This window comes from Arthrobacter liuii (assembly GCF_014639275.1).
GTDB classification, from domain to species: Bacteria; Actinomycetota; Actinomycetes; order Actinomycetales; family Micrococcaceae; genus Arthrobacter; species Arthrobacter liuii.
The window spans coordinates 40004-55267 of record NZ_BMFW01000019.1 but is presented as its reverse complement, the minus strand read 5'-3'; the positions used below and the strand labels follow the sequence as shown (position 1 = coordinate 55267).

The following is a 15264-nucleotide window of genomic DNA, read 5'->3' as shown; positions in this document are numbered from 1 at the left end:
GCAGGAATGCCCCAACCAGAGTTCGGCGGGCTGTGCGCATCGGTTTCCCGACGCCATTGTGGCCGCGTCGAACAGGCGTATCGTTCTTGCATGGAACCGATTCGGGCCATTCTGCTTCCTGGTTCAGTACTCCCTGCCGACCTTGCCTACGGAGGCTTGATTGAGGCCTTGGGCCCCGGCGTGCAAGCCGTCGCCAAGGAACTGGAGCTTTATCAGGACGATGAAGTGCCTGAGGGCTGGACTCTCGACACCGAGGTTGAAGGAGTCCTGCGGGAAGCGGATGCGCTGGGTTGGGAGACGTTCCACCTCCTGGGCTACTCCGGTGGCGGCGCGGCAGCGCTGGCGTTCGCCGCCAAGCACCGCGAACGCCTGAAGAGCCTGGCCCTGCTGGAGCCGGCATGGGCAGGGAGTTGGGACTGGAGCCCGGCCTACGCCAAGCACTGGAAAAGGTTCGAGGAGCTGGATGGACTCCCTCCGGAGCAGTTCATGCCCGCCTTCATAAAGCTGCAGGTAAGGGCCGACGTCGTCCTTCCGCCCAGGGAGGCGGGTCCACCGCCGCCGTGGATGGCCAAGCGGCCGGCCGGCATCAAAGCCTTCATGCAAACCTTCAAAGACTACGACCTGGACAGGTCACGGCTGGCCGCCTTCACCAAGCCGGTGTTCTTTGCCCTTGGCGGCCTCAGCCATCCAGATGACTTCGGGGAGGTTGCGGCACGGCTGGCACGCGTCTTCTTTCCAGATTTCCACCTGGAAGTCTTTCCCGGCCGCCACCATTTCGATCCGCCCCACCGTGCGGAGCCCCAGCGGCTGGCGGAGGCACTGCGCCGGCACTGGGAATCGGCCGAAGGAAAGCACGATGGGCAGCCCATTTCGTCCGGATCCCAAAGCCGCTGAACCCACGGGCCGGCGCCGATCAGTCGGATCGTGTCCGGCAGCGGTCATCCCAGCCGCTACATCGCGTTGGCGTCCTTCTCCTTGAACCGGCTCAGGTATCCCGACCTGGACCCGTGGACGTGTGCCGCCATCCCCTGCTCGGCGGCCTCCGCGTTGCCGGCATCGATGGCTGCCATGATGCCCCGGTGTTCGGCCCAGGACCGGATACCGCGGGAGTCCACGTCCGAGGCGTAGAGCCACTCGATCTTGCCGGCGATCTGGCGGAGCAGTGCTGTCAGGGACGAGCTGCGGCTCAATTCAGCCACCCCCAGATGGAAGCGGATGTTCAGCTCGGGCAGCAGTTCAACCTGCCCGCTTGCCACCGCTTCGTCGCCCTCGTCCAGGATCGCGGCCAGTTCCCGCCGTGTCTCCCACCACTGCGTATCTGGACCGCCCGCCGAAAACTGGGCGGCGGCCCGCCGGGCAGCCCGGCGGGCTGTCGCGGCTTCCAAGGCCTCGCGCACGGCGAAGAGGTCATCGGCGTCGTCCACGGGAATCTCCGACACCGTGGACCCGGCGAAGGGCTTCGACTCAACGAAGCCCTCCACCTCAAGGGCCCGCAACGCTTCCCGGACCGGAACCCGGGAAATCCCGTATTTGGTTGCCAGGGAGGACTCGGTGATCCTGGTCCCGGCGGGGAGCTTCCCGAAGATGATGTCCCGCCGGATTTCATCCTGGACGCGGGCCCGTGGGGTGGGATCGCCGCTAGCTAGCGAAGGCTGCACCGGGTATCGCTCCAAGTAGTTCTTTGGTGTAGTCGGCCGAGGGTGCCAGGAAGACCTGGTCCACACTGCCGGTTTCAACCACTTTTCCAGTTTTCATGACCACCACGTTGTGCGCTATCTGGCGGACAACGGCCAGATCGTGCGTGATGAAGAGGTAGGTCAGGCCCAGCCTATCCTGCAGGTCCTCCAGCAGGGTGAGGATCTGCTCCTGGACCAGGACATCCAGGGCTGAGACGGCCTCGTCCAGGATCAGCAGTTCCGGTTCCAGCGCCAGGGCCCGGGCAATCGCCACGCGCTGGCGTTGGCCGCCGGACAGTTCATGGGGCCGGCGCTGGGCCACCGTCCGCGGCAGCGCCACCTGGTCCAGAAGTTCCGCTACCCGTTCGCGCCTGCTGTCCCGCGTCCCTACGTTGAAGATCCGCAGCGGCTCGTCGATCAGCCGCTCGATGCTGAAGGTGGGGTCCAGGGATCCGTAAGGGTCCTGGAAAACGGGCTGTGCGATGCGGCGCAGGGCGCGGCGCGTCTGTGGGTTGCTGGTGGCGATGCTCTCACCCTTGATCAACGCCGAGCCGGAGGTGGGTGTCTCCAGGCCCAGGATGATCCGGGCAACGGTTGACTTACCGGATCCGGATTCACCGACGACGGCCGTGGTGGTACCCCCGTGCACGTCGAAGGAGACGTCATCCACAGCCTGGATCCTGCGCCCGCGCTGGCCGCGCAGCTTGAACTCCTTGGCGAGGTTCCTGACCGACAGCACGGGAGCGGGACGATCACGTTCGGGGGCAGGTGGGTCCGAGGCCGGGTCGGCGGAAAGGCTCGCCGACGGTGCGGCCGCAACCAGGCGCCGCGTATAGTCCTCCTGCGGATTCAACAGCACCTCCCACGGCGTGCCGCTCTCAACGATCCGTCCCTCGGCCATGACGATGATCCGGTCCGTACGGTCCCCTGCCAGCCCCAGGTCATGCGTCACGAACAGCAGCGAGGTGCCGCGGGCGTCCACCAGTGTCTGGAGGTGGTTGAGGATCTGCCGCTGGACGGTGACGTCAAGGGCCGACGTCGGTTCATCAGCAATCAGCAGGTCCGGCTCCCCTGCCAGGGAGATGGCGATCAGTACCCGTTGGCGCATGCCGCCGGAGAACTCGTGCGGGTACTGGTTGTAACGGCGTTCGGCGTCCGGAATGCCGGCTTCCGTCATAAGTTCCACGGCCCGCTGCTTAATGGCTGCCCGGCCGCGCATGCCGTTGCTTGCCAGTGCGTCGGCGATCTGGGCACCGACTTTCATGGAGGGATTGAGGTTGGACATGGGATCCTGCGGGACCAGGCCGATCTTCTTGCCCCGGATGCCGCGCAGCTCCTCCTGGGAGGCTTCCGCCAGGTCTTCCCCGTTGAGCAGGATGGACCCGTGGGTGATCCGGCCGGCGCCGGACAAAAGGCCCAGGATGGCGCCCACCACGGTGGACTTGCCCGATCCTGACTGGCCCACGATCGCCACCCGCTCGCCCTGTTTCAGGTCGAAGGAGACTTTGTCCAGGACCGGGGTGCCGCCGTAGCTGACCTCCAGGTCGCGGACGGAAAGCAGCGTTTTTCCTTCGTTCCTAGCGTCCTGCTGCATAGCCCTGCGCTCCCCTCGGGTTGGCGGCAGCCTTGAGGATGCCCGTTTCAGGCTCGCTGACCACCGATGACAGGCGGCCGAGCGCCCAGTCCCCGGCCCGGGTCACCACGTGGCCCCGCTCTTCCAGTTCACTGATCACGTCGTTGCCCACGCGGTCTTCAACCACCGCACCGCCCGGCGTCCAGGTCCGGGGCCAGAAGGATCCGGGGACGGAGGTGGTGTGGAGGGAGGGTGCGTCAACGGCCTGCTGGGGCTCGTAACCGCCCACGATGGTCCGGAGCAGGTACAGCAGCTGCCATTGGTCCTGCTGGTCCCCGCCAGGGGAACCGAGGGCGGTCACCGCTTTGCCGTCCTTCAGTACCAGCGTGGGCGTCAACGTGGTCCGGGGGCGCTTGCCGGGCGTCAGCGTGGACGGTGCGCCGTCCTCCAGCCAGGTCATCTGCAGCCTGGACCCCAGGCAGAAGCCGAGTTCGGGGATGGCCGGGGACGACTGGAGCCAGCCGCCGGAGGGCGTTGCCGAGACCATGTTTCCCCATTGGTCCACGACGTCGATGTGGCAGGTATCCCCGCGGGTTTCCCCGGTGGGCATGACGGTGGGTTCCCCCACGCCGGCGAAGGCCAGCCCACCGTTCTCCGAGAGCGACGGCGGGAAGTACTCCGTGCGCAGCGGCGGAACGAAGGGTTCGTGGCCGGGGACGTTTCCGGGCCGGAAGTCGTGCGAGGCCTGCTCGCCGATCAGCTCCCGGCGCTCCGCCGCGTACTCGGGGCTGAGCAGATAGTCCATCGGCACGGCAGAATCGCCGTAGTAGGCCTCGCGGTCCGCGATGGCGAGCTTCTGCGCCTCGAGGATGGTGTGGGCGCCGATGGCGGTGGACGGGTCCAGGCGGTCGTCGTCGAACCCTTCCAGGATGGCGAGGGTCTGCAGCAAAGCAGGGCCCTGCCCCCACGGGCCGGTCTTGGCGATGGTGTGGCCGCGGAACTCGATGGTGGTGGCGGGTTCGTAGCCGGCGGAGAATCCGGCGAAATCCGCTTCGGTCATGACGCCTGCATGGTCGGCGCCGGACGAGTGGCGGTGGGGCGTAGCGAGGAACTTGACCGCTGACTTTGCCACAAAACCCTCGTGCCATTCCCGGCGGGCGGCCTCGATGCGTGCTTCCCGCGACGCTGACGCGTCCGTCTCTCCGGCGCCGATGAGCCGGTCCAGGACATTGGCGTACGCCGGGTTTTTGATGATGTCTCCGGCTGCGGGAATCTTCCCGTCCGGCATCCAGAGGGCGGCCGACGTCGGCCAGTGCTCGGTGAAGAGCTCGGCGACGGTTTCGATGGTGGTCCCCACGCGGCCCACGATCGGGTGCCCGTTGCGGGCGTAGCCGATGGCGAAGGACAGCACGTCCGCCAGCTCCCAGGTGCCGTGGTCCGCAAGGAGCAGCAGCCAGGCGTCGACGGCGGCCGGGACCGCGGCGGCGAGCGCTCCGGCTCCGGGCACGAGTTCGAGTCCTTCGGCCAGGTAATGCTCCCGGGTCGCGGCGGCCGGGGCGGGGCCCTGGCCCATGAGCACGACAGGTTCGGACGGGTTCTCCGCCGTGACGAACACGCCGGTCATGTCCCCGCCGGGGCCGTTGAGGTGGGGTTCCACCACGTGCAGGACAAAGGCGCCGGCGACGGCGGCGTCGAAGGCGTTGCCGCCGCGTTCCAGTACCGCCTGCGCAGAGGCGGTGGCGAGCCAGTGGGTGGAGGCGGTCATGCCGAAGGTGCCTTGGAGGGTGGGGCGGGTGGTAAAGCTGTCTGCAGGGGTGTAGGTCATGGCTATTTCTTTCGGCTGGTGGCGGCGGGGTCCATGGCGTCGCGCAGGGCGTCGCCGAACAGGTTGAAGGCCAGGCAGATCGCGGCGATGCCGAGGCCGGGGACGATGGCCGCCGTGGGTGAGCGGAAGAGGTATTGCTGGGCGTCGGAGAGCATGATGCCCAGGCTGGGTGCGGGCGGCTGGATGCCCAGGCCCAGGAAGGACAGCACGGCTTCGCCGATGACGGCGGCGGGCATGATCACCGTTGCCTGAACGATGAGCGAGGAGGCCGTGTTGGGAAGGATGTGCTGGAAGATGATCCGGCCACCGGAGGCATCCATGGTCCTGGCGCCGATGACGAAGTCGCTTTCCTTGATCCGCAGGGTCTCGCCGCGGATGATGCGGATCATGGCAGGGATGTGCGCGATGCCGATCGCCACCGCGGCGTTGCCCAGGCTCGGGCCGCTGATGGCCACAAGGCCCACCGCGATGATCAGGAAGGGGAAGGCGAGGGTCACGTCGTTGAGCCGGGAAATGATGGCGTCCAGCCACTTCCAGTAGCCCGCGAGCAGTCCCAGCGGGGTTCCGATGAGCACCGAGAGCAGGACCGCGAGCACCCCCACTTCAAGCGAGGAACGGATTCCGAAGACCAGCCGGGAGAAGATGTCGCGGCCCAGGTCGTCGGTGCCCAGCAGGAAGCCTACCGTGCCGGGTTTCTGGAACGGGGTGGCGAAGTGGACCTGCGCCGGATCGTAGGGGGCAAGCAGCGGTGCCAGCAGGGCCACCAGGACCACGAGGGCCAGCAGGATGCCGCCGGCCAGGCCCAGGGGGTTCCGCCGGAGCGACTTCCAGATGCGTCCGCGGTCGGAGCCCAGGCTGGTTGCGCCCGGGGCTGCAGGGCGGATGTCGGTGACGGCCATCAGTTGCTTCCTACTCGGATTCGCGGGTTGATCACGGAGTACAGGATGTCCACCGCAAGGTTAATGAGGATGTACCCAACAGTGATGACGAGCACCACGGCCTGGATCACGGGGTAATCGCGGGTGAAGACGGAATCAAGGGTGAGCTTGCCGAAGCCGGGCAGGGCGAAGATGCGCTCCGTGACCACGGCGCCGGAGATCAGTCCGCCCAGTTGCAGGCCCACGATGGTGACCACCACGATCAGGGAATTCCGGAGCCCGTAGCGGAACAGGATGCGGCCGCCGCCCAGGCCCTTGGCGCGGGCGGTGCGGACGTAGTCCGTGCTCATGGTTTCGATCATGGAAGCCCGCGTCTGCCGCAGGATGACGGCGGCGAGGCCGGTGCCCAGGATCAGCGCGGGCAGCGTCAGGTAGTACAGGCCGCGCACGGGGTTCGTTCCGACGTCGACATAGCCTGAAGCCGGGAACCAGCCGAGGTTGACGGCCAGGTACAGGATGGCCAGCAGGCCGAGCCAAAAGCTTGGGACGGACAGCCCGATGAGGGCAAAGCCGTTGGAGATCCATTCCGGCCAGCGGCCGCGGTACCGCTCGGCCACCACACCGAGCAGGACGCCGGCGACGACGGCCACCACGATGGCGTAGGCGGCAAGCCACAGCGTCACGGGCAGGGTGCCCGCGAGCAGGTCCGTGACGGGTGTTCCGGTACGGGTGGACTTGCCAAGGTCCCCCTGCAGCAGCCGGCCGATGAAGGAGAAGTACTGCACGGGAAGGGGCTGGTCCAGGCCAAGCTTGGACCGGATGGCATCCAGCTGTTCAGGGCTGGCTTCCTCCCCCGCCATGGCAATGGCCGGATCACCGGGGAGCTGGCGGATGCCAATGAAGATGACCACTGAGGCGAGCGCCAGGGTGATGGCCGAGTGCCAGAGACGGGTGGACAGGTATCGGATCATGGTGGATGTCCTTATTTCTTCACGAAGGCGGCGTTGCTGAGGTGGACCACACCGTCCGCGAACGTTTCGATTCCGGCCACCCTGGTGGAATAGGCCGTGAGGCTGTGGATCCGGTAGAGGTAGATCACGGGGTCGTCCGCCTGGACCTGCTGGACGGCCTTCCCGTACAGGGCGGCCCGGGCAGCCTGGTCGGTGGTGGCGGAGGCGTCGGTGAGGAGCTTGTCCACCGCCGGGTTGCTGTAGCCGGAGTAGTTGTTGCCGCCGCCGGTGGCAAGGAAGTTGTACATGTTGCCGTGCGGGTCGACGCGCCCCGACCAGCCCAGCAGCAGGGCTTCGAAGCTGCCGTGGCTCTGGACGTCCAGGAGAGTGGAGTATTCAACAGGCGCGATGGTCAGGGCGAATCCGCCGTCCGCCGCTGATGCCTGCAGCGCCTGGGCATACCGCAGCGAGTCCGGCGAGTTGGTGACCTGGACGCGGATGGGGAAGGGCACCTGGACGCCGGCGTCCGTCAGCATCTGTTTGGCCTTCGCCGGATCGTAGGCGGGGCAGGTTTGGCTGGCGTCCGAGGAGAAGGGGCTGGAAGGTGCCACGGGAGAACAGGCAGGCTCGTACCAGTTGTTGAACAGCGTGCTCACCAGGGCCTTGCGGTCGATGGACATGGACAGCGCCTGGCGGATGGCGGCGTTTTTGGCCAGGGGTGTATTGAGGTCCCCGGGCGGCTTGCCAACCCCGTTGGTGTTGCCAAGGTTGATGGTCAGGCCCTGGTAGCCAAGGGATCCCACCTGGAGCACGCCGATGCCGCGTTCCTTGGACAGCGCGTCCACGTCCTGGGGCGCGATGCTGTCCGCCACCTGGACGTCGCCGGACCGCAGGTTGGCGGTCCGGATGTTGGAATCCGTCATGATCCGGTAGGTGACCGTGTCCAGGTGGACGTTCTTGGCGTCGTAGTAGAGCGGGTCACGTTCCACCTGGATGGAGGTCTGAGGGATGCGCTGCTTGAACTTGAACGGCCCCACGCACACGGGGTGATCCCCGAAGGAATCCCCTGCCGCGGCAACGGCCGTCGGTGAGAGGATCATGCCGGCCCGGTCCGCGAGCGCTGCGGTAAGCGGGGCAAAAGGCTTCTTGTAGCTGATCTGGACGGTCGTGGGGTTCAGGGCAGCGATGCCGCTGATCGGCCCGAGTTCACTCTTGCGGGCGGAGCCTTTCATGGTCAGGTCACGGTCCAGGGTGGCGCGGACCGCCTCGGCGTCGAACTTGGTGCCGTCGGCAAACACCGCATCGTCCCGGACCTGGATGGTCACCGTCAGCCCGTTGTTGCTCACCTCGGGAAGCTTGGTGGCAAGCTGCGGCACGATCTTGCCCTGGGCGTCGATGTCGTAGAGCTTCTGGCACATCGTCTGCATGACATACCGGGTGTAGAGGGACGACGACGTGGTGGGGTCCAGGCGGTCCGGTTCAGCAGAGAGGGCCATCACCAGGTCCCCGCCGTCAGCGGCTTTCTGGTTGCCGATAGGGGCGGATGTCACGTCGTTATGCGCTACGGCCTCAGGCAGGGGCTGGATGGGCGCGCAGGCGGTCATCGCCAGTGCCAGGGCGGCCAGGGTGCCACCTACAGCAGCGCCTTTCGCCCTGGACAGGGTGCCGTCCGGAAGGCCCGGGAGGCGGATCGGGAGTCTCATACAAGTCCTATGATCGAGCACGAAATGTGAGATTGAATACAATCGCTGTATGAACATAACCTTGGTATACGTTTGTTTCAAGGATGTATCGGAGAAAATACGGTGAGAACACACTTTTTCGGCTCGGCCGGCCGCCTGCACTTGGTGCTTATGTTGGCCCTGACGTTTTCCACCGGCGTGGTGGACGCAATGGGCTACCTCGGCCTGGACCGCGTCTTCACCGGGAACATGACCGGCAACGTGGTGCTGCTCGGCATGGCCATGGCCGGCGGAACAAGCCTCCCCGTACTGCGGCCGGCGCTGGCGCTGGCCTTCTTCATGCTGGGTGCAGCCCTGGCCGGCCGGCTCCTTCGGCGCAGCGGCGAAGGCTGGTCACCGCAGACCTCAGCCGCCCTGTCCGCCGTGTCGCTGGGCCTGTGGCTCCTGGCGGTCTTCGTGCTCCTGGCTCCGGTGCAGGCCGATCCCGCCCTTGGAAGCACCGTCACCAGCGTGCTCGCCCTGCTCATGGGCACCCAGGCTGCGACAGCCAAGCGCCTGAAGGTCGCGGAAATCACCACGGTGGTGGTCACGTCAACCATCACAGGCCTGGCCTCGGACTCCAGGCTGGCCGGCGGCAAGGGAACGTTCTGGCAGCGGCGTGCATTGGCCATCGCCCTGATCATGCTGGGGGCCTTGGCGGGAGCGGCCGCGCTGCATGTGCATTTGGCGCTGGCGCTGTCGCTGGCTGCGCTAATTGCGACGGCCGTCACGGTGACGGGCCACGCCGCACACCGCCGCGCGGCGGCGGAGGCGAAGGCCGCGTGGAGTCCCTCGATGGCCAGGGACTGACCCCGGGGCTGGAGGGGAAGGCGGCCATGGCCACAGCGTCCATTGGCCAGTAATGCGCGTTACGCGCAGACAGTCTTGCGCTGAACGCGCAGCCATGGCTATGATCTACATCATGCTTCGAGCTGCCTGCTCGACCCCATTCCCCAAACAACAACGAGGTTGCTTTATGTCCGTCCCAATCAAGGCCACCATGGAAAAGGTTCCTGGCGGCATGATGTTGATCCCCCTGCTCATCGGCGCCGTGCTTGGCACCTTCGCCCCGGATTCCGCCAAATTCTTCGGCTCGTTCACCGGCGCGCTCTTCACCGGCGGCACCACCATCCTCGCGGTCTTCTACGTCTGCATGGGTGCGAGCATCGATATCAAGGCCACGCCCTACATCCTGAAGAAGGGCGGCGTCCTGTTCGGCAGCAAGGTCCTGTTCGCCATCATCATCGGCGTCATCGCCGGCAGGTTCTTGGGTGAACTTCCCATCGACGGCGGCCTGCTGTCGGGCCTTTCCGTCCTGGCCATCCTTGCTGCCCTCAACGACACCAACGGCGGCATGTACATGGCGCTCATGGGCCAGTACGGCAAGCCCAAGGACGTGGCGGCCTACTCCGTCATGACGCTGGAATCCGGCCCCTTCCTGACCATGGTGACCCTCGGCGTCGCCGGGCTGTCGGCGTTCCCGTGGCAGGCCCTCGTGGGCGCCATCATCCCCCTACTCCTCGGCGCCATCCTGGGCGCGCTGGACCCGGCCATGCGCAAGTTCCTGTCCTCCGCGGCCCCCGTGCTCATTCCATTCTTCGCACTCGCCCTCGGCTTCGGACTGAACCTGGGCCAGGTGCTCAACGCCGGGCTGCTCGGAGTGGCACTGGGCCTGTTCGTGCTCATCGCCGGCGGCGCCGTGCTCTTCTTCGCCGACAAGCTGACCGGAGGATCCGGCATTGCCGGTCTGGCGGCAGCCACCACCGCCGGCAACGCTGCCACAGTTCCCATGCTGGTGGCCGCAGCCAATCCTGCATACGCTCCGGCTGCAGGACCCGCCACCGTCCTGGTTGCCGCTTCCGTGGTGGTCACTGCCATCGGCTGCCCCCTCATGGTCGCCTGGTACGCCAAGCGCCTCAGGACCAAGGAGGCTGTGGCATCGCCCGAGGTGACTGCCGCAGTATGAACACCCCCGCAGCCGCGCGCTGGGCGATCATCGCCGACGACCTCACGGGAGCGGCAGATGCCGCCGCAGCCTACGGACCCACACACACCAGTTCCGTACTCCTGGACGTCGACTGCATCTGGCCCGAGGCCGGGATCCTTTCGATCAACACCGAAAGCCGGTACCTGGCTCCCGCGGAAGCCGCATCAGCCGTTACGGCAGCGGCCGGACGGGCCCTCCGCCAGCACCGGCGGGTCTTCAAGAAGATCGACTCGCTGCTCCGCGGCAACGTGGGCGCAGAGGTGGCGGCAGCACTGGAGGCCATCGCCCAGGGCCGCGGCAAAGGCCTGGCCATTGTGGCTCCGGCGTTCCCCGGCACTGGAAGGACCACAAACGGCGGCACGGTCCACGTCAACGGCTTCCCTAACACGGAAGGAAGCTTTGGCGGCGATGTGGCTGCGGCACTCGCCACCGGTGGCCTCACTACTGAGGTGGCCGCGGGCGGATCCGAAGGCAGCCCGGACGAACTGGCCCGGCACCTGCGGGACGTGCACGAACGCGGCATTGACGCCGTCGTACTGGACGCCTCCTCGAACCGGGATCTGAAGACCATCGCGGCCGCTGCGAACCTGCTGGACTTCCCAGCACTCCTGGTGGGCTCCGGCGGACTCGCCGGACACATCGCCGCGCGCCGAGAGGGAACGGGTGCGCGAAACGCGCAGGTTGGGCATGCAAGCCGCACCATGACCGTCATCGGCAGCTACTCGGGCCTTGCGCGGCAGCAGACCCAGGCCCTTGTCGCCGCCGGCGCGAAGCACATCACGCTGGACCACAACGCGCTGGACGAGCCTGATGTTGCCCGCAAGGTTGCAGAAGCGATGACCGGGAACGATGTGGTGCTGACCCCGGATCCGATGGGAACCATCGACAAGTCGCAGGCGCTGGTGGTGGCAGAGGCTTTGGCCCGCGCCACTGCTGCGGGCATTGGGCACTGTGATGCCCTGGTCATGACGGGCGGCGAAACGGCCACGGCAGTCCTGAAGGCCCTCGGAGTGGGCAGCTTCACCGTCCTGGGTGAGATTGAACCCGGCGTCGTTATGAGCGTGCTGCCGGCGCCGCTTCCCCTGCTGGTCACCAAGGCTGGCGCCTTCGGGGACGCCGGTACGCTGGCCCGGACCACACAATTTCTTACTGCCTCAACGACTGAAATGAGTATCAAATAATGGGACGTCCGATTGTTGCCATCACCATGGGCGATGCAGCCGGCATTGGACCGGAAATCATCGTCAAGACCCTTGCTGACAGCGAACTGCGGTCAAAGGCACGCATGCTCGTGATCGGCGACCTTCGCCGGCTGCAGCTCGCCGCGGGCATCGTCTCCAGCCCGCTGACCCTGCGGAAGGTCACGGCGCCGTCGGAGGCGCTGTTCGAGGAGGGCACCATTGACGTGCTGGACATCGAGTGCATCCCGGAAGACCTTGCCTGGGGCGAACTCTCCGCGGCGGCCGGCCACGGCTCCTACCTCTTCATCGAGAAAGCCGTCCAGCTGGCCATGGACCACCAGGTGGATGCCATCTGCACCGGGCCACTGAACAAGGCAGCCCTGCACGCCGCTGGCCACAAGTACCCCGGGCACACCGAACTCCTTGCTGAGCTGACCGGCACCGAGGAAGTTTCCATGATGCTGACCGCCCCGAAGATGCGCGTCATCCACGTAACCACCCACATCGGCCTGATCGATGCGATTGCCAAGATCAACGGCGACCTGGTCTACCGGACCATCAAGCGTGGCTACGAACTGCTGCGCGCCTCTGGCATCGACAACCCGCGGATCGCCGTCTGCGCCATCAACCCCCATGCCGGCGAGAACGGCCTGTTCGGTTACGGCGAAGAGGCGGAGAAGATCCAGCCGGGCATCGAGAAGGCCCAGGCGGAGGGTATCAACGCCTTCGGTCCGCTGCCGGCCGATACCCTGTTCTTCCTTGCCGGCCGCGGCGACTTCGACCTTGTGGTTGCCCAGTACCACGACCAGGGCCACGGCCCGGTGAAGGTCCTGGGCCTGGAGAACGGGGTGAACATCACCGTGGGCCTGCCCGTGGTTCGCACGTCCGTTGACCATGGCACGGCGTTCGACATCGCGGGAAAGAATATTGCCGACCACGAGTCGCTTCTTGAGGCACTGCGCCAGGCAGTGGACCTGGCGCCGGCACGCGAGGAAGCTCTGTAGGCGCCTCCCCGCGTGAAACGGCCGGTCAGCGGAGAGCTGCTGACCGGCCGTCGCTGTCTCCCCCTGCTGGTTGAGTCCGTCGAAACCCTGGGCCGGAACTAGCATGGGTAGCACTGCCACCGCCATGGCCACGGGAAGGAGACCGGGAATGCTGAGCGCAAAAGCGCGGCGCGAGGAGATCTATCACCTTGCCGTGACCACCGGCCTGGCCTCCGTGGAGGAACTCTCCGCCCGCTTCGAGGTGACGGCGTCCACCATCCGCCGTGACCTGGCTTTGCTTAACTCGCAAGGGAAGCTGGCCCGCACCTACGGCGGGGCGATGGCGTTGGGCGCGCACCCGGAGGCGTCGCTGCGGCAGCGGACGGGTGAGGCGTTCGAGCAGAAGCACGCGATCGCCCGGTGGGCGGCGTCGGTGGTCCAGGCCGGGGAGAACATCCTGCTCGACGCCGGGTCCACCGCGGGTGCCCTGGCCCACGAGCTGCGGGGGTTCGCGAAGCTGTCGGTGACGACGCCGGGCATCAACACCCTGCAGGAGCTGGCCGATTCAGAGGGCATCGAGGTGGACTGCCTGGGCGGCCGGCTGCGCGGCGTTTCGCAGAGTTTCGTGGGCCCGCTGGCCGAGGCGGCGCTGGAGCGGATGAGCTTTGACCGGGTGTTCCTGGGCGCCGACGCGGTCACCGCCGAGGACGGCATCTGCGAAGCCGACCACGCCCAAACCCGGCTCAAGGAGCTCATGGCTAGACGGGGCCGTTCCGTTTATGTTCTGGCCGACTCGTCCAAGCTCGGCCTGCGGCCTTTCCACGCGTGGGTTCGTTTGGCTTTGCCTTGGACCTTGGTGACGGACGACGGCGCCGACCCCGCCCAGGTGCGGAAGTTCCGGGAGGCGGGGGTACAGGTTGAGGTGGCGGCCGTTTCAGTCAGCGGGTGACCTTGCCAGGCTCCCAGTAAAGTCGGTTCCTGAGTCCAGACATCGGACGCGGTCGTTGTGACCTCTATCGCTCGCTTCGGCCTGGATCACTGGATAGCCGGCGCCTGTGCGGAGCGGTTAGGCCGATGCCAAATGCAAGTCGGGCTTCGTGCGCTCCCGCACCCGAACCCGACGCGTTCGGGGACAAAGCACCGATTGACGGATCCGAAGCACGCAGGTCCCGCCCGCTTTCCAGAGCCCGCGCCCAGTGCGCCAAGAGTACCGCGACGCTCAGGAACTGCAGCAGCACCATCAATGAGAAAAAGAAGTGGTCACTAACGCCAACGTTGATGGTGCGGACCTCGGTGAAGTCCCTCGTGATGACAAAGGACCAAACGCAAATCCCGAGGACGAGGACAAACCAGTAGACGCCACGCACAACTCGGGCTGCGGGACGCGAGAGCGGGACAAGTGCCGCCGTCTTCAGTGCCCTCAACATCACGGGAGGACGGGCTTCCGTCTTCTTCATCCCAACGCTCGAAAGCCGGGCATGGGAAGCAACAAGCTGTTTGCGCACTTCCGCCCGAACTTTGCTGGCCTCTCCACCCTTGGAACCGCCGGCCAGGAGTTCGGTCTCCAGCCACGCCTTCAAATATCTGACGTGATTGGTTTCCTCCGCGATCGCTTGCCGTCGGCGCTGGGCCGCATTGCGTTCCCTGCGCAGCTCCGAAGACCACAGGCTGAGTGCGGCGAGGACTGCTGTAACGAGCGGTGGAAGCACCGCGGTGACAAGGGCACGTCCGGTCTCATCCACAAGCACCCACCCCCCTGATGAGTAGGACCTCACTGTCCGTAACGTAAAGCATGCGCTCACAGACGCACCCGGTCAACGCCTTGCATCGGCTTGATTCCGCACCCGTCGGCCGCCCAGCGTTCCGCCGAGTTTTGGTGGGGCCGACGCCGTTCTGGGCGCGATCAACCTGGTGGACCTGACGCGTGCAGACCTCCTGTACGCGGCCGCCCTGCTCCGTACGCTCTCGCCAGGCAGCTGATCAACCGCCCGGAAATCCCCTACTCCGCGATGTCCTCCGCCCACAGCTCGGGCTTGTCCGCCTGGAAGGTGCGCATCATGTCCACGCACCGCTGATCGTCCAGCACCACCACCTCAACCCCGCGTGACCGCAGAAGCTCCAATTCGCCGTCGAACGTGCGCGCCTCCCCCACCACCACGCGGGGAATCTTGAACTGGATGATGGTTCCGGCGCACATCGCACAGGGGGCCAGGGTGGTGTAGAGCGTGGTGTCCCGGTAGCTCTTCTGGCGGCCGGCGGCGCGGAGCGCGGACATCTCCCCGTGCGCGATCGGATCGGCGTTCTGGACCCGTTCGTTGTGCCCGCTCGCAACCACCACGCCGTCCCGGGCGAGCGCCGCCCCGATGGGGATGCCGCCCTCGGCCAGGCTCTTCCGGGCTGCCTGGTACGCGACTTCGAATGCGGGGTGGGCGGTGCGGTCCAGTTCCGGTGCGACGGATTCGTGCTGTTCGTGGGTCATGGCGTCATTGT

14 protein-coding genes are annotated in these 15264 nt (G+C 66.5%); 6 read left to right on the top strand and 8 right to left on the bottom strand.

What is annotated here, in order from left to right; genetic code table 11:
* The first annotated feature begins 90 nt into the window (after window positions 1-90).
* Window positions 91-894 carry an alpha/beta fold hydrolase gene (locus IEW19_RS16215; protein WP_188572629.1) on the top strand — a complete coding sequence of 268 codons (804 nt, stop codon included), beginning with the start codon at window positions 91-93 and terminating at the stop codon, window positions 892-894.
* A gap of 56 nt (window positions 895-950) precedes the next feature.
* Here the strand turns inward: IEW19_RS16215 and IEW19_RS16210 are convergent, their stop codons facing one another.
* From IEW19_RS16210 to IEW19_RS16185, 6 genes are read right to left on the bottom strand one after another with little or no spacing between them, the layout of a single operon-like run.
* Window positions 951-1658, bottom strand: coding sequence for a GntR family transcriptional regulator (locus tag IEW19_RS16210; protein WP_188572628.1), 708 nt, complete (start codon window positions 1656-1658; stop codon window positions 951-953).
* Window positions 1639-3270 carry a dipeptide ABC transporter ATP-binding protein gene (locus IEW19_RS16205; RefSeq protein ID WP_188572627.1) on the bottom strand — a complete coding sequence of 544 codons (1632 nt, stop codon included), beginning with the start codon at window positions 3268-3270 and terminating at the stop codon, window positions 1639-1641. The genes IEW19_RS16210 and IEW19_RS16205 overlap by 20 nt, the downstream gene beginning before the upstream one ends.
* Entirely contained in the window at window positions 3254-5074 is a 1821-nt protein-coding gene (locus IEW19_RS16200) for a gamma-glutamyltransferase family protein (RefSeq protein WP_188572626.1), read from the bottom strand. Before IEW19_RS16200 ends, IEW19_RS16205 begins: the two co-directional genes overlap by 17 nt.
* 2 nt (window positions 5075-5076) lie before the next feature.
* Complete coding sequence (locus IEW19_RS16195) at window positions 5077-5973, bottom strand: ABC transporter permease (protein WP_188572625.1); 897 nt, start codon at window positions 5971-5973, stop codon at window positions 5077-5079.
* Window positions 5973-6923 (bottom strand): ABC transporter permease, encoded by a 951-nt coding sequence (locus IEW19_RS16190; protein ID WP_188572624.1) that lies wholly within the window; start codon window positions 6921-6923, stop codon window positions 5973-5975. The genes IEW19_RS16195 and IEW19_RS16190 overlap by 1 nt, the downstream gene beginning before the upstream one ends.
* A gap of 11 nt (window positions 6924-6934) precedes the next feature.
* The gene (locus tag IEW19_RS16185; RefSeq protein ID WP_188572623.1) at window positions 6935-8605 is read right to left on the bottom strand and encodes an ABC transporter substrate-binding protein; all 1671 of its coding nucleotides are present in this window, start codon (window positions 8603-8605) and stop codon (window positions 6935-6937) included.
* Between the two features lie 102 nt (window positions 8606-8707).
* Between IEW19_RS16185 and IEW19_RS16180 the strand changes: the two genes are divergently transcribed.
* From IEW19_RS16180 to IEW19_RS16160, 5 genes are all read left to right on the top strand, one after another.
* Window positions 8708-9433 carry a YoaK family protein gene (locus IEW19_RS16180; protein ID WP_229748520.1) on the top strand — a complete coding sequence of 242 codons (726 nt, stop codon included), beginning with the start codon at window positions 8708-8710 and terminating at the stop codon, window positions 9431-9433.
* A 166-nt stretch (window positions 9434-9599) separates the two neighbouring features.
* Window positions 9600-10589: a 2-keto-3-deoxygluconate permease gene (locus IEW19_RS16175; protein WP_188572622.1), complete on the top strand. Its 990-nt coding sequence runs from the start codon at window positions 9600-9602 to the stop codon at window positions 10587-10589.
* The gene (locus tag IEW19_RS16170; protein WP_188572621.1) at window positions 10586-11791 is read left to right on the top strand and encodes a four-carbon acid sugar kinase family protein; all 1206 of its coding nucleotides are present in this window, start codon (window positions 10586-10588) and stop codon (window positions 11789-11791) included. Before IEW19_RS16175 ends, IEW19_RS16170 begins: the two co-directional genes overlap by 4 nt.
* Window positions 11791-12795 carry a 4-hydroxythreonine-4-phosphate dehydrogenase PdxA gene (gene pdxA, locus IEW19_RS16165; RefSeq protein ID WP_188572620.1) on the top strand — a complete coding sequence of 335 codons (1005 nt, stop codon included), beginning with the start codon at window positions 11791-11793 and terminating at the stop codon, window positions 12793-12795. The genes IEW19_RS16170 and pdxA overlap by 1 nt, the downstream gene beginning before the upstream one ends.
* Before the next feature lie 148 nt (window positions 12796-12943).
* The gene (locus IEW19_RS16160) at window positions 12944-13723 is read left to right on the top strand and encodes a DeoR/GlpR family DNA-binding transcription regulator (RefSeq protein ID WP_188572619.1); all 780 of its coding nucleotides are present in this window, start codon (window positions 12944-12946) and stop codon (window positions 13721-13723) included.
* Window positions 13724-13787: 64 nt separating this feature from the next.
* Here the strand turns inward: IEW19_RS16160 and IEW19_RS16155 are convergent, their stop codons facing one another.
* Window positions 13788-14516 (bottom strand): hypothetical protein, encoded by a 729-nt coding sequence (locus IEW19_RS16155; RefSeq protein WP_188572618.1) that lies wholly within the window; start codon window positions 14514-14516, stop codon window positions 13788-13790.
* 257 nt (window positions 14517-14773) lie between these two features.
* Window positions 14774-15253, bottom strand: coding sequence for a nucleoside deaminase (locus tag IEW19_RS16150; RefSeq protein WP_188572617.1), 480 nt, complete (start codon window positions 15251-15253; stop codon window positions 14774-14776).
* Between the last annotated feature and the right edge of the window lie 11 nt (window positions 15254-15264).